At 73.5% G+C, this 13,248-nt stretch carries 15 protein-coding genes and 1 pseudogene; 7 read left to right on the top strand and 9 right to left on the bottom strand.

Translation table 11 applies throughout. The features are described 5' to 3' along the window. Window positions 1–576, top strand: a pseudogene (locus DKT69_RS01925) (hypothetical protein); the annotation flags it as partial. Between the two features lie 34 nt (window positions 577–610). Beyond that, a complete protein-coding gene (locus DKT69_RS01920) occupies window positions 611–1,477 on the top strand; it encodes a 3-methyladenine DNA glycosylase (RefSeq protein WP_109799887.1) in 867 nt (288 codons plus the stop codon). Window positions 1,478–1,489: 12 nt separating this feature from the next. On the opposite strand, the gene DKT69_RS38095 is transcribed toward DKT69_RS01920, so the two are convergent. The 8 genes from DKT69_RS38095 to DKT69_RS01880 all read right to left on the bottom strand — a co-directional run bounded on the left by DKT69_RS38095 (window position 1,490) and on the right by DKT69_RS01880 (window position 7,292). Next, complete coding sequence (locus tag DKT69_RS38095) at window positions 1,490–1,696, bottom strand: hypothetical protein (protein ID WP_236647271.1); 207 nt, start codon at window positions 1,694–1,696, stop codon at window positions 1,490–1,492. Between the two features lie 94 nt (window positions 1,697–1,790). Beyond that, complete coding sequence (gene arfB / locus DKT69_RS01910) at window positions 1,791–2,216, bottom strand: alternative ribosome rescue aminoacyl-tRNA hydrolase ArfB (protein WP_109799886.1); 426 nt, start codon at window positions 2,214–2,216, stop codon at window positions 1,791–1,793. Window positions 2,217–2,225: 9 nt separating this feature from the next. Beyond that, complete coding sequence (locus DKT69_RS01905; protein ID WP_109799885.1) at window positions 2,226–2,528, bottom strand: hypothetical protein; 303 nt, start codon at window positions 2,526–2,528, stop codon at window positions 2,226–2,228. Between the two features lie 114 nt (window positions 2,529–2,642). Further along, window positions 2,643–3,500: a S1C family serine protease gene (locus DKT69_RS01900; protein ID WP_109799884.1), complete on the bottom strand. Its 858-nt coding sequence runs from the start codon at window positions 3,498–3,500 to the stop codon at window positions 2,643–2,645. 55 nt (window positions 3,501–3,555) lie between these two features. Then, the gene (locus DKT69_RS01895; RefSeq protein WP_109799883.1) at window positions 3,556–4,515 is read right to left on the bottom strand and encodes a VWA domain-containing protein; all 960 of its coding nucleotides are present in this window, start codon (window positions 4,513–4,515) and stop codon (window positions 3,556–3,558) included. Next, window positions 4,512–5,519, bottom strand: a complete 1,008-nt coding sequence (locus DKT69_RS01890; protein WP_109799882.1) for a DUF58 domain-containing protein — start codon at window positions 5,517–5,519, stop codon at window positions 4,512–4,514. Before DKT69_RS01890 ends, DKT69_RS01895 begins: the two co-directional genes overlap by 4 nt. Further along, entirely contained in the window at window positions 5,516–6,565 is a 1,050-nt protein-coding gene (locus DKT69_RS01885) for an AAA family ATPase (protein WP_109799881.1), read from the bottom strand. The genes DKT69_RS01890 and DKT69_RS01885 overlap by 4 nt, the downstream gene beginning before the upstream one ends. A gap of 187 nt (window positions 6,566–6,752) precedes the next feature. After that, window positions 6,753–7,292, bottom strand: coding sequence for a hypothetical protein (locus DKT69_RS01880; RefSeq protein ID WP_109799880.1), 540 nt, complete (start codon window positions 7,290–7,292; stop codon window positions 6,753–6,755). Between the two features lie 371 nt (window positions 7,293–7,663). Between DKT69_RS01880 and DKT69_RS01875 the strand changes: the two genes are divergently transcribed. After that, window positions 7,664–8,656: an endonuclease/exonuclease/phosphatase family protein gene (locus DKT69_RS01875; protein ID WP_109799888.1), complete on the top strand. Its 993-nt coding sequence runs from the start codon at window positions 7,664–7,666 to the stop codon at window positions 8,654–8,656. Between the two features lie 6 nt (window positions 8,657–8,662). On the opposite strand, the gene cimA is transcribed toward DKT69_RS01875, so the two are convergent. Further along, window positions 8,663–10,243, bottom strand: coding sequence for a citramalate synthase (cimA, locus tag DKT69_RS01870; protein ID WP_109799879.1), 1,581 nt, complete (start codon window positions 10,241–10,243; stop codon window positions 8,663–8,665). Window positions 10,244–10,606: 363 nt separating this feature from the next. On the opposite strand from cimA, the gene DKT69_RS01865 reads away from it, so the two are divergent. From DKT69_RS01865 to DKT69_RS01850, 4 genes are all read left to right on the top strand, one after another. Next, on the top strand, window positions 10,607–11,167 hold the full coding sequence (locus DKT69_RS01865) for a peroxiredoxin (RefSeq protein ID WP_109799878.1): 561 nt from the start codon (window positions 10,607–10,609) through the stop codon (window positions 11,165–11,167). A 1-nt stretch (window position 11,168) separates the two neighbouring features. Then, window positions 11,169–11,699: an alkylhydroperoxidase, AhpD family gene (gene ahpD, locus DKT69_RS01860; RefSeq protein WP_109799877.1), complete on the top strand. Its 531-nt coding sequence runs from the start codon at window positions 11,169–11,171 to the stop codon at window positions 11,697–11,699. A 95-nt stretch (window positions 11,700–11,794) separates the two neighbouring features. After that, a complete protein-coding gene (locus DKT69_RS01855) occupies window positions 11,795–12,253 on the top strand; it encodes a PRC-barrel domain-containing protein (RefSeq protein WP_109799876.1) in 459 nt (152 codons plus the stop codon). Window positions 12,254–12,277: 24 nt separating this feature from the next. After that, a complete protein-coding gene (locus DKT69_RS01850; RefSeq protein WP_201749446.1) occupies window positions 12,278–13,051 on the top strand; it encodes a tyrosine-protein phosphatase in 774 nt (257 codons plus the stop codon). Window positions 13,052–13,248: the final 197 nt, after the last annotated feature.

The raw sequence follows: 13,248 nt of genomic DNA, 5'->3' as shown, positions 1-13,248 counted from the left end.
CTCTACCCGCGCGCGGCGCTGCCCGCGCCGGTAGGGGCCCGGCGCCGCCGACCGCCGATCTGGCTGGTGGTGGGGGTGGCGGCGGCGGTGCTGGCCGGCGTGGTCGGCGCGGCGGCCTGGACGGCCACCCAGCGGGTCGCCGCGATCGACACCAGCAAACAACCGACCAGCGGCGCGTGGATGGGGCGGAGCGTCAGCGGCCCGGTGGGCGTGCCGCTGCGCGAGTCGGCGTTCGAGTTCACCGTCTACCGGGTCGCCTGCGGGATGGCCGGCCAGCCCGCCGCCGGCGGCCGGCAGTGCCAGGCCACCGTCGGGGTGCGCAACCTCACTCCGGAGCAGCAGACCTGGCACGGCCAGTTGCAGCGGGCGTACCTGCCGGGAGGCAACTGGGTCAGCACCGACGAGACCGCCACCCGGGTGGCCAACCTCGGGCGGGACGTCTTCGCCCAGCCGGTCGCCGGGGGCAGCCGGGTGGTGCTGCCGCTGGTCTTCACGGTGAGCGGCAGTCAGCCGCCGAAGCAGTTGGAGCTGCGCAGCGGGGTCTTCTCCGCCGGGGTCCGGGTGGACGTGCCCTGACCGGCGGTCGGGCGGCGGTCGTAACCTGGGGTCCGTGACCGCCGCCCTCGCCCCCGCCGCCGCGCTCGACGCGGCCGACTGGCAGGCCCGCCGGCGGGCGCACGAGCAGCGGGTGGACGCCTGGCTCGCGCCGCACCTGGCCCGTCGGCGCGGCGGGGTGAAGCACCCGGTGGAGGACTTCCTCTTCACGTACTACTCGCACCGCCCCGCCCAGCTGCGCCGCTGGCACCCCGGCGCCGGCGTGGTGCTGCGCGACGCGGACCAGGCCGAGTTCGGCCGGGACTACCGGGCCACCGCCGCCGGCCTCACCCTCGACGCCGAGCGGGTACGCGCGCGGCGCGCCGAGTCGATCGACTGGATCCGGACGCTGCTCGCGGCGACCGCCGGCCGCCCGGCGCACCTCGGCTGCTTCGGCATGCACGAGTGGGCGATGGTCTACCGACAGACTCAGGACGAGGTACGCCACAACGCCTGGCCGCTGCGGCTGAGCCCGGCCGCGACCACCGCCGTCGTCGAGGAGCGGGGCGTGCGGTGCAGCCACTTCGACGCGTACCGGTTCTTCACCGCGCCGGCCCGGCCGCTGAACCTGCTCACCCCGACCCGGGAGAGCCAGCACGCGTTGGAGCAGCCGGGCTGTTTGCACGCCAACATGGACCTCTACAAGTGGGCGTACAAGCTCTCCCCGCTGGTCGCCTCGGAACTCGTCGCGGACTGCTTCGCGCTGGCCCGGGAGGTCCGCACGCTGGACATGCGGGCCAGCCCGTACGACCTCGCCGACCTGGGGTACCCGCCGGTGCGGGTGGAGACCCCGGAGGGGCGGGCGGAGTACGCCGCCGCCCAGCGCGGCTTCGCCGAGCGGGCCGGCACGCTGCGGGCCCGGCTGCTGGCCGCGCTCGACTGAGCGGCGGGCGGCTCAGCGCGCCCCGAGCCCGCGCAGCAGCACGTCGATCACCGCGGTGAGGTCGTCGTCGACGGCCGGGTCGGCCCACTCCGCGACGTGCGCCGGGTGGTGGAACCGGGCGGTGGCCTGGAGCACGGTCCGGCCGGCCCGGTCCGCGTCGACCACCGCCAGGTCGAGCCGGTCGGCCAGGTCGTCGTCGACGAACGGCCGCAGCAGCACACGTTCGCCGGTCAGGGTGGGCTTGACGGAGAAGTCGACGGGCCCGCCGCGAAATTGGCGGGCTGCCGGGGGCCACCCGCACGCGGCCTTCCGGTCAGTCGCCGTCAACGCGGCGGTCGCGTTTGCGCTGGGACCGGCGCTTCTTCTCGGCCAGTCGCCGCTCCTTGGCGCCCCGCGACGGGCGGGTCGGCCGGCGCGGCTTCGGCGGCGGGGCGATCGCCTCCCGCAACAGCGCGGCCATCCGCTCCCGGGCCGCCTCCCGGTTCGCCAGCTGCGCGCGGTGCTCGCTGGCGGCGACGGTCAGCACGCCGTCGACCAGCCGGCCCGCGAGCCGCTCCAGCGCGCGGTCGCGCAACGACTCGGGCAGGCTGGGCGAGGCCGCCACGTCGAAACTGAGCTCCACCCGCGAGTCGGTGGTGTTGACGCCCTGCCCGCCCGGGCCGGAGGAGCGGGAGAACCGCTCCCGGAGCTCGGCACCGGGGACCACCAGCCGGTCGGTCACCCGCAGTCCGTCGTCCATGCCCCGAGGCTAACGTCCCGCGGTGCGGGTCGGGGCGGGGGTGACGGTCGGTGTGGGCGCCGGGCCGGCCCGCTCGTGGTCCGAGTTCGTGGCCGCGTACGCCGCGGCGCCGACAAGCAGCAGCACGATCACGCCCACCTTGGTGACGACCGCGCGGACCGCCAGCCAGGCGGTACGTCGGGCGCCCGGCACCGAGTTCCTGATGGTCCGGTAGTCCGTCCAGCCGCGCTTCGCGCGGGCGTACGCCGCGCCGACTCCGCATCCGATCAACAGGCCCACCAGGAGGAGGGCCGCGATGACAGCTTGCTCCACCCACGCCAGTATCCATACTCAGCGTAATATTTCCATGGCCCGATGGTCCCAGGCCGGATATCCGACAGTTCTCCCGATCCGGGTATGCACCGTGGGCCCGGGCCGCGCGGCCGGTCAGCCGCCCCGGCCGATGATGGTGTCGGCGGTCTGCTGGACCTGGTCGATCGGGATGGCGAACCCGATGCCGATCGAGCCGTTGCCGTCGATGGTGGCGATGGCCGTGTTCACCCCGACCACCTCACCCCGGGCGTTGACCAGCGGTCCCCCCGAGTTCCCAGGGTTGATCGACGCGTCGGTCTGCACCGCGGTGTGCCGGCCCGAACCGATCCGCACCTGCCGGTTCAGCGCGCTGACGATGCCGGCGGTCACCGTGCCCGCCAGCCCCAACGGGGAACCCACCGCGAGCACCGGCTCGCCGACCCGGACGGAGTTCGGCTTCGCCAGCGGCAGCGGCGCCAGGCCCGCCGACGCGGGCACCTTCAGCACGGCCAGGTCGCTGCCCGGCTCCCGCCCGATGACCTCGGCGCTGAACCGCCGGCCGTCCGGCAACTCCACCGTCACCGGTCCCCCGCCGCCCCGCGCCAGGATGTGGTCGTTGGTGACGATGTGCTGCTGGTCGTCGATCGCGAAGCCGGAGCCGGTCGCGGACGACCCCGAGGCCCCGCCGGCCATCACCGAGACCACCCCCGGCACCGTCTTCTGGGCGGCGGTCACCAGCTCCGCCGGGACCGGCGCCGCCGAGGCCGCGGCGGGCCCGGGCGCGTCCCGGCCGGCGACCCATCCGCCCGCCGCCGCGCCGGAGACGCTGGACAGGGCCACCACCGCCAGCGCCGTCAGCCACCGGCCGGGCCGGCGCCGCCCCGGATCCCGGTCCGATCCCGGTACGTCCCAGCGGGCGCGCCCGTCCGGGTCGAGGTCCGGCGAGATGAACCAGGGACCACGTGGCTCCCCCAGTCCGGTCTGCACTGCCATCCGTGCGCTCCTCACGTGTCGTGCGGCTTGCGGTCAGCACGTGTCCGTGCCGCGGTCAGGGCAGGCGCGAGAACCACCGCAACGATCCGGCCGCGGCCCCCATGGCGAAGACCAGTCCCAGGCCGATGAAGCGGGCGGAGATGTCCTGCCGCTCCTTGCGGTAGCCGACCGAGGTGCCGATGTCCTCGTAGACGGCCCGCAGCTCGGCGTTGGTGGACGCCTCGTGGAATCCGCCGCCGGTCTCCTGGGCGACGGCCTTGAGGGTCTGCCCGTCGACCGGCACCTGGATGGCCCGGCCGCCCCGGTCGACCGAGCCGGACGGGGTGCCGAACGAGATGGTGTGAACCGGCACCTTGACCACGACCGCCTGCGCGGCCGCCTCCATCGGGTCCATGCCGGAGGTGTTCGCCCCGTCGGAGAGCAGGATGATCCGGGCCGGCGGGGGATCCTTGGCCGCGGTGCTGTCCAGGCTCTTGACCGCCCCCAGCGAGGTGCTGATCGCCTCCCCGATCGCGGTGCCCTGGACCCCGGTGATCCCCTCGTTCAACCGCTCGATCCCCTCGTGCAGCGCCTCCCGGTCGGTGCTCGGCGGCACCAGCACCGCCGCGCTGCCGGCGAAGGCCACCAGCCCCACGTTGAACTCGTCCGGCAGGCCGTCGACGAAGCGCCGGGCGGCCTGCTTCGCCGCGCTCAGCCGGTCGGGGTCGACGTCATTGGCGAGCATCGAGGTGGACACGTCCACCGCGACCATCACGGTGGCCCGTTCCCGGGGCACCCGCACCTCGGCACTGGGCCGGGCGAAACCGACCACCAGCAGCGCCAGCATGGCGAGGAAGAGCCCCGCCGGGACGTGCCGGCGCCAGGCCGGCCGCTGCGGCGCGACCCGGTCCAGCAGCCGCAGGTTGGTGAAGCGGACGGCGTACCGGCTGCGCCGGCGCTGCATCACCAGGTAGCCCACCACCAGGGCGAGCACGCCGAGCAGCAGCCAGAGCCGGGCGGGCGACTGCCAGGTCACGCGGCACCTCCCCGGGCCGCGGCCGGCGCGGCGACCAGCCGACGCTGGGCGTGCACGTGCCGGACGATGTCGGCGCTCCAGTCCCGGTCGGTACGCAGCGCCAGGTGGGTCGCTCCGGACCGGCGCAGCGCGTGGCGTAGCTGGTCGCGCTGGGCGGCGGCGGCCTCGGCGTACCGCTGCCGCAGGGCCCCGTCGCCGGTCCACACCTCGCGCCGCCGGCCGGTCTCCGGGTCGACCAGGGTGATCAGGCCGACGTCCGGCAGCTCCAGCTCGCGCGGGTCGGTCACCTCGACGGCGAGCACCTGGTGCCGGACGGCCAGCCGGCGCAGGGCCGCCTCCCACGGCGGGGCGTCGGCCGGGTCGTCGGGCAGTCCGTCGAGGAAGTCGGAGACCACCACGACCAGGCCGCGCCGGTTCGCCACGCGCTGCACCCCGTCGAGCCCGTCGATGAGCGTCGGCGGCACGAGCGGCGCCGTCTCCTCGTCGTACCCGCCGGCCCGTGGGGCGGCCAGCAGCGCGCGGAGCAGCGCGAGCAGGTGGGTACGACCGCTGCGTGGCGGGAACCGGCGCAGGCCGTCCGGGCCGAGCACCTGCGCGCCGAGGCGGTTGCCGACGCCGGCGGTGAGGAAGCCGACGGCGGCGACGGCGGCCACCGCGAGTTCCCGCTTGTCCAGCGCCGCGGTGCCGTACTCCATGCTGGGACTGGCGTCCACCAGCAGCCAGGTGGTCAGCTCCCGGTCGGCGTCGACCACGCGGACGTGCGGGACGGTGGTGCGGGCGGTGACCGCCCAGTCCATCCGGCGTACCTCGTCCTCCCCGGGGCGGTACTCCCGGCTGCCCGCGATCTCGCTGCCCGGCCCGGGCAGCAGGCCACGGTGCTGTCCGTGCAGCAGCCCGTCGAGCCGGCGGGTGACGGTCAGTTCCAGCCGGCGCAGCCGCTGGTCGGGAGCGAGGTCGGCCAGACCGGGTTCCGCCGGGCCGGGCGGGAGGGGGCGGCGCCTCATGCCGCCGCCAGGTCGGGCGCCACCTCGTGGTGACCGGTGGCGACCCGGGGCGGCGGCACCGCCTCGACCAGCCGGCGCACCACCGCCTCCGCGGAGACCCCGTCCGCCACCGCGTCGAAGGAGAGCACCAGCCGGTGCGCGAGCACGTCCACCGCCAACTCCCGGACGTCGTCCGGCAGCACGTACTCCCGGCCGCGCAGCAGCGCCTGGGCCCGGGCCGCGGCGACCAGGCCGAGGGTGGCGCGCGGACTCGCCCCGTACGCCAGCAGCGGTGCGAGCTCGGGCAGCCCGAACCGGCCGGGGTCCCGGGTGGCCAGGATGAGCCGGACCACGTACTCGGCCAGCGCGTGGTGCACGAAGACGTGGCCGGCGCGCCGCTGCAACTCGCGCAGCCGGGCCGGGTCGAGCACCTGCCGGGGCGTGGGCCGGTCGGCGCTCATCCGGTAGAGGATGGCCAGCTCGTCGGCCTCGCTCGGGTAGTCGACGACGACCTTCATCAGGAACCGGTCGCGCTGCGCCTCGGGGAGCTGGTAGACGCCCTCCGACTCGATCGGGTTCTGGGTGGCGAGCACCAGGAACGGGTCGGGCACCGGCCAGCTCCGCCCGCCGATCGAGACCTGCCGCTCGGCCATCGCCTCCAGCAGCGCCGACTGCACCTTCGCCGGAGCCCGGTTGATCTCGTCGGCGAGGACCAGGTTGGCCATGATCGGGCCGAGCTCGACGTCGAAGGTCTCGGTGGAGGCGCGGTAGATGCGGGTGCCGACGATGTCCGAGGGGACCAGGTCGGGGGTGAACTGGATTCGGGAGAAGCTGCCCCCGACGACCCGGGCGAGGGTCTGGGCAGCGAGCGTCTTCGCGACGCCGGGCACTCCCTCCAGGAGGCAGTGCCCCTCGGCGATCAGGGCCGTCAGCAGGCGTTCGACGAGTCGATCCTGCCCGACGATCACGCGTTTGACCTCGAAGAGGGTCTGTTCCAGCTCGACGCCGCTCGCGTCGGCATCGACCGGGCTGGGCACGCTGGCCAGGGTGTCCGAGATGTCCGTCACGGTGCTTGCTTCCCGTGCCGGCGGTACGGCAAACGTCGGATTATCAGCCCCTCAAGGACCCTTTGTCGCCCGGATCGGGACAACTCCCCCGAGCGGTCCGCAACGGCGCGGGCGGTACGGCCCGACGCAGGTGGGCCCAGACGGCACTGACCCCCGCCGCGGCGGAGGCCAGTACCTTCGGCGTCGCTCAGTTGGCGATGACGATGTGGAACGGCCGGTCCGCGAAGGCGCCGGACGAGCTGCGGGTCTGGACGAAGACGGCGTTGGGCGTCAGGGTCCGCGGGGCGACGGAGATCTCGCCACCGGGCGGGACGTTCAGCTGATCGTTGGTCCCGATGGTGGCCGAGTGGGCCTTGAGGTGCACGTCGTAGTCGAGCGTGACCTGGTACTGGCCCCGGTACTCACCCGCGTTGCAGCAGTGGAACCGGAAGGCGCCGGTGACGTTGCCGGAATGCTGCAGCAGCACGCCGTCGGACCGCACCACGGCCCAGGCGATCGTGCCGGGGGCCGGCGGGGCGAGGGTCGCCTTCATCGCCGCCCGGTCCGCGCGGGCCTGGGCGGCGGTGACCGGCGGCTGGGCGCCGGGCTGCCGGGCGCCGGGCTGGGCGACCTCGACCGGGGCCTTCGCCGCCGGCTGGGCCGCCGCGGCGATGCCCCCGCCGGCCAGGGTGAGGGTCAGGACGCCGAGCGCTGCCGCCGTCGCCTTGCGTCTGAGGAATGTGGTCATGGACAGGTCTCCCTTTTGTGACCGTGGTGATACGGCCGACCCGCGTGCCGCAGGCCGGGTGATTACCGCATGAGAACCGGGCGCGACAAAAAGCAGATCGTCGGGGAATCCGCTTGACCACGCACCTTGGATGTTGACCACTCAACATTTCGCACCCGGGTTGAGCTGGTCTTACTACGGAGAGTTGTGGCGCCTCAACCAGGTGGAAGGTAGCACCGTAAAAAGTGGGCGGTCAATAGCCCATTTGCCGTGTCGGGCAATTTCCAGAACTCCCGGAAATTGCGAAAGATGAGGGCCGGCCCATTCACGAAATTGTCCGGGGACCGGTTGCGGGGGCCCGCGGTGGCGCGTCGACCGGTACGGTGGACGCGGTGACCACGGGGACGCGTCAGCGGCGGCTCGACTGGCGGGGCCGGCGGGCGGCGACCGCGGCCTGCTGGCTGGGCGCCGGGCCCGGGGCGGCCTGGGCGGCGCTCCGACTCGCCGGACTGGAACGGGGACCGCTGGTACAGGCGGTCGCCTTCACGCCGTACGTCGCCGTCGGGACGCTGGTCCCGCTCGTGCTGGCGCTCGCCCTGCGGCGCCGCTGGCCCGCGGTCGTCGCGGCCGTCGCGGCGGTGGCGCTGGTCGGTGCGGTGACGCCCCGCGCGTTCGCCTCCGGGCAGCCGGCGGTCGGCGGACCCACCCTGCGGCTGCTCACCGCCAACCTGCTCAAGGGCGGCGCCGACCCGCGCGCCCTGGTCGACCTGGTCCGCTCGCGCCGGGTGGACGTGCTGGCCGTGCAGGAGTTCACCCCGGGGATCGCCGCCGAGCTGGACCGGCTGGGGCTGGCCGAACTGCTGCCCTACCGGCAGCTCAACCCCGAGGTGGGCACCACCGGCTCGGGCCTCTACGCGCGGTTCCCGATCAGCGAGGCGGGGGTGCGCCGCAACCAGGGCTTCTACTTCAGCCAGGCGTACGGGACCCTCACGCTGCCGGGTGCGCCGCCGCTCCGGGTCGAGTCGGCGCACCCGGCCGCCCCGTACGCGGTCGACGTGCTCCCGGACTGGTGGACCGACCTGCGGGCGCAGCCGCCAGCCACCCCGAACGGGAGGCTGAGCATCCTGGCCGGGGACTTCAACGCCACCCTCGACCACGCCCCGCTCCGCGACCTGATCCGCACCGGGTACGTCGACGCCGCCGATCAGGCCGGCGCCGGCCTGGCCGGCACCTGGGGCCCCTACGACGGTGACCCGATCCCGCCGGTCGCCATCGACCACGTCCTTGCCGACCGCCGGATCGCCGTCCGGTCGGTCACCGTGCACGCCCTCCCCGGCAGCGACCACCGCGCCGTCCTCGCCGAACTCCGGCTGCCCGCCACCTGACCGGCGTCACACCCGGGTGCGGTCGAGGCCGTAGGTGAGCGCGTCGACGAGGGCGTGCCAGGACGCCTCGACCACGTTGGGGTGCACGCCCACCGTGGTCCAGTCGCGGCCGGCACCGGCGGTCTCCACCAGCACCCGGGTCACCGCGCCGGTGCCGTGGCTGCCCTCCAGGATGCGCACCTTGTAGTCGGCCAGCTCGAACTCGCGCAGCTCCGGGTAGTGCCGGGCCAGCCCGACCCGCAGCGCCTCGTCCAGGGCGTTGACCGGGCCGTTCCCCTCGGCGGTGGCGATCACCCGCTCGCCGCGTACCCGGATCTTGACCGTCGCCTCGGAGACGACCGCGCCGTCCTCCCGGTGCTCGACGAGCACCCGGTAGGACTCCAGGGCGAACGGCCGCGGCGCGGCCCGGTCCGGCAGCTCGGAGCGGACCAGCAGCTCGAACGAGGCGTCGGCCGCCTCGAACGACCAGCCGCCCGCCTCCAGCTCCTTGACCCGCTTGGTCACCGACGTCAGCGCCTCCGGATGGCCGGCCAGGTCCAGGCCCAGCTCGCGGCTCTTGAGCTCGACGCTGGCCCGGCCGGCCATCTCGGTCACCAGGATCCGCATGTCGTTGCCCACCACCGACGGGTCCACGTGGTTGTAGAGCAACGGGTCGACCTTGATCGCGCTCGCGTGCAGCCCCGCCTTGTGGGCGAAGGCCGCGGCCCCGGCGTACGCCTGGTGGGTGTCGGGGGCGATGTTGGCGATCTCGGCGATGGCGTGCGAGACCCGCACCATCTGTTCCAGGCAGCCGTCCGGGAGGACGGGCAGCCCGAGCTTGAGCTGGAGGTTGGCGACGACCGCGAAGATGTCGGCGTTGCCGGGACGCTCGCCGTACCCGTTGGCGGTGCCCTGGAAGTGCCGGACCCCGGCCTCGACGGCGGCGATGGTGTTGGCCACCGCGCAGGCGGTGTCGTTCTGGCAGTGGATGCCGAGCAGTTCCGGGGCGACCCCGGTGCGCGCCGTCACGTCGGCGATGGCCGCCGTGATCTGGGACGGCAGCATCCCGCCGTTGGTGTCGCAGAGCACGAACCGCTCCGCCCCCGCGGCCAGCGCCGTCTCCACCACCGCGGCGGTGTACGCCGGGTCGTGCCGGTAACCGTCGAAGAAGTGCTCGCCGTCGACGAAGACGCGGCGCCCCTCGGCCGCCAGGTGGGTGACCGTGTCGTGGATCATCGCGAGGTTCTCGGCGGCCGTCGTGCGCAGCGCCCGCTCGACGTGCCGCAGGTCCGCCTTCGCCACCAGGGCGACCGCCGGGGTCTGCGCGTCCAGCAGGCCGCGCACCTGCGGGTCGGCGGCGACGGCGACGCCGGCCTTGCGGGTGGCGCCGAACGCGACCAGGATCGCGTGCCGCAGTTCCAGCTCGGTACGGGCCCGGCGGAAGAACTCGGTGTCCTTCGGCACCGCGCCCGGCCAGCCGCCCTCGATGAAGCCGACCCCGAAGTCGTCGAGCAGGCGGGCCACCGCCAGCTTGTCGACCACCGAGTAGCTGAGCCCCTCGCGCTGCGCGCCGTCGCGCAGCGTCGTGTCGTACACCTGGAAGGTCATGGAAGTCCTCGTCTCGAACCACGGCGGGAGCAACAAAAAGACCCCCCGCGGGATGCGGGAGGTCTGCGCGCTCGGCGAGAGGGAAAGCCGGCGCGCTAGCTGCCAATAATCAGGACGGAGCTGGTCACGGTCGCTACTTTGCCACCCCGACCTCGGTTTTGGGAGACACAATCCACATGTCGGGATGGTGACGCTGGGTGGCCGTACCGGATCGGTGGCCGGAAGCGGCGGCGAACCGGCCCCTCGTGATCAACTTCACAAGTCACCCGGCCGCCATCAGGCGGAAACATCGCTGCGGAAGTATCTGGAACTGATCCAGTTACCGGCTTCGCGCCGCTGACAAGCCGCTGCCAAGGAGGACCCGTGCTCACCGTCGGTGACCGCTTCCCCGAGTACGAACTCACCGCCTGCGTGTCGCTCGACGCGGACAAGGCGTTCGAGACGATCAACCACAAGTCCCACGAGGGCAAGTGGCGGGTGGTCTTCTTCTGGCCGAAGGACTTCACCTTCATCTGCCCGACGGAGATCGCCGAGTTCGGCCGCCTCAACGACGAGTTCGCCGACCGGGACGCCCAGGTGCTCGGCGTCTCGGTGGACAACGAGTTCGTCCACTACGCGTGGCGCAAGGACCACCCGGACCTGCGCGAGCTGCCCTTCCCGATGCTCAGCGACATCAAGCGCGAGCTGACCGCCGACTGCGGCGTGCTCGGCGAGGACGGCGTCGCCCAGCGCGCCACCTTCATCGTCGACCCGGACAACGAGATCCAGTTCGCCATGGTGACCGCCGGCTCGGTCGGCCGGAACGTCTCCGAGGTGCTGCGGGTGCTCGACGCGCTGCAGACCGACGAGCTCTGCCCGTGCAACTGGAACAAGGGCGGCGCCACCCTCGACGCCAACGCGCTGCTCGCCGGCGCCGGGGCCTGACATGGGCCTGGACGCGGTCAAGGCGGCCCTGCCCGAGTACGCCAAGGACATCAAGCTCAACCTCGGCTCCACCATCGGCACCTCGACGCTGACCCCGTTGCAGGCCTGGGGCACCGCCCTGGCCTGTGCGGTGGCGGCCCGCAACCCGGTGGTGCTGCGGGAGATCGCCGCGGAGGCGGCCACCCAACTCAAGCCGGAGGCGATCGAGGCGGCCAAGGGCGCGGCCACGATCATGGCGATGAACAACGTCTACTACCGGGCCAAGCACCTGATCGGCGACGAGCAGTACGCCTCGATGCCGGCCCGGCTGCGGATGCAGATCATCGCCCGGCCTGGGGTGGAGAAGGCCGACTTCGAGCTCTGGTGCCTCGCCGTCTCGGCGATCACCGGCTGCGGCGTCTGCCTTGAGTCGCACGAGAAGACCCTGCGTGGCACCGGGTTCACCCGGGAGCAGGTGCACGAGGGGCTGCGGATCGCCGCCGTCGTGCACGCCGCCGCGGTGGCCCTCGACGCGGAGGCCGCGCTGAGCTGATTCGGGCAAGGTGGTGTATGGATCGCCACACCGGGTAGGAAACCACCCCGACAGGGCAACATCCCCCGAGAAAGTCGAGAAGAGGAGTGAAAGCCATGGACCGGCTCGACCCTCGAACGACCCACGGGACGCCGGACCCGCTCACCTACGGTGGCGAGGGCGCTTTCGCGGGCGGCACGCCCGCCGGGCGCTTCGATCCGTGGAGCTACCGGGACGAGGCCGGGGTGACCGGCGCGGACCTGGTGGGCTACAAGGTGGAGGCGAGCGACGGCGGCATCGGCAAGGTGGACCGGGCCAGCCACGAGGTGAACTCCAGTTACCTCGTGGTCGACACCGGGCCGTGGATCTTCGGCAAGAAGGTCCTGCTGCCTGCCGGCACCGTCAACCACGTCGACCACGACGAGCAGAAGGTCTACGTCGACCGGAGCAAGGACCAGATCAAGGCCGCGCCCGAGTATGACGAGAGCTTCGGCACGGATCCGGCTTACCGGGACAAGCTCGGCGGTTACTACGACGACACGTACTCGTCGATCCCGCCGGGTACCGCCCGGTAACGGAGGAACCTGCACCGATGGCCGGTGGGGCGATGCCCCACCGGCCATTACCGTGTCAGGGTGGATACCACCGAGACCAGCCGGAGCCCGTTTCCCGCCCTCTTCAACTTCCGCGACGTCGGCGGACACACCGGCCACGACGGGCGTACCGTCCGCCGGGGCCGGCTCTACCGTTCCGACTCCCTGCACCGGATCGACGAGACCGACCGGGAGGCGTTCACCGCCCTCGGCATCCGGACCGTCATCGACCTGCGCCGCCCGGCCGAGGTGCAGCGGGACGGCCGGGTGCCCGCGTACGAGGGGCTCACCTACCGGCACATCCACCCGGAGCACCGGGACTGGGCCGAGATCCGGTACGACCCGGCGCAGAGCCTGGCCCGCTACCTGGCCGACCGGTACGCCGACCTGGCCGAGACCGGCACCGCCGGGCTGGCCGAGGCGGTCGGCCTGATCGCCGACAGCGCCAACGCGCCGGTGGTGGTGCACTGCGTCGCCGGCAAGGACCGGACCGGCCTCGTCTGCGCCCTCACCCTCGCCGTGCTCGGGGTCGCCGAGGCCGACATCGCCACCGACTACGCGCTGAGCACCGAGGCGTCGGCGCGGTTCAGCGCCTGGGTCGCCGCCACCACCCCGGCGGCCGAGGAACTGCCACCGCCGTTCCTCGCCTCCCCCGCCGAGGCGATGACGCTCTTCCTCGCGGAACTGCGCGCGGGGTACGGCTCGGCCGAGGGCTACCTGCGCCACGCCGGGGTGACCGACGGGCAGCTCGCCGCGCTCCGCGACCACCTGCTCGACTGAATCCCGACGCCGCACCGGCGACCGGCCCTGCCCCCGCCGGTGCGGGTGCCGGACTCGCCCCGCCCAGCCGCCCGGCCGGTGTCGGACGGGCCCCACATCACCGCCCGACCGATGGGCGGACGGCCCGGAAACAGCCCACGCCCGCGCGGAAGGTGGTGTCGGTACTCACTATGGAGCTGATGACGCAGAGGATTCAC

This window comes from Micromonospora sicca (assembly GCF_003172935.1).
GTDB classification, from domain to species: domain Bacteria; phylum Actinomycetota; class Actinomycetes; order Mycobacteriales; family Micromonosporaceae; genus Micromonospora; species Micromonospora sicca.
The sequence above is the reverse complement of the archived record's forward strand: the minus strand, read 5'-3'. Positions and strand labels throughout refer to the sequence as shown.

What these genes read in the sequence shown, in the direction of transcription:
- arfB (WP_109799886.1), bottom strand. Translation starts at nt 2,216, where the DNA reads ATGGACGACGGACTGCGGGTGACCGACCGGCTGGTGGTCCCCGGTGCC.
- DKT69_RS01900 (WP_109799884.1), bottom strand. Translation starts at nt 3,500, where the DNA reads ATGGCAGTGCAGACCGGACTGGGGGAGCCACGTGGTCCCTGGTTCATC.
- DKT69_RS01890 (WP_109799882.1), bottom strand. Translation starts at nt 5,519, where the DNA reads ATGAGGCGCCGCCCCCTCCCGCCCGGCCCGGCGGAACCCGGTCTGGCC.
- DKT69_RS01880 (WP_109799880.1), bottom strand. Translation starts at nt 7,292, where the DNA reads ATGACCACATTCCTCAGACGCAAGGCGACGGCGGCAGCGCTCGGCGTC.
- cimA (WP_109799879.1), bottom strand. Translation starts at nt 10,243, where the DNA reads ATGACCTTCCAGGTGTACGACACGACGCTGCGCGACGGCGCGCAGCGC.
- ahpD (WP_109799877.1), top strand. Translation starts at nt 11,169, where the DNA reads ATGGGCCTGGACGCGGTCAAGGCGGCCCTGCCCGAGTACGCCAAGGAC.
- DKT69_RS01855 (WP_109799876.1), top strand. Translation starts at nt 11,795, where the DNA reads ATGGACCGGCTCGACCCTCGAACGACCCACGGGACGCCGGACCCGCTC.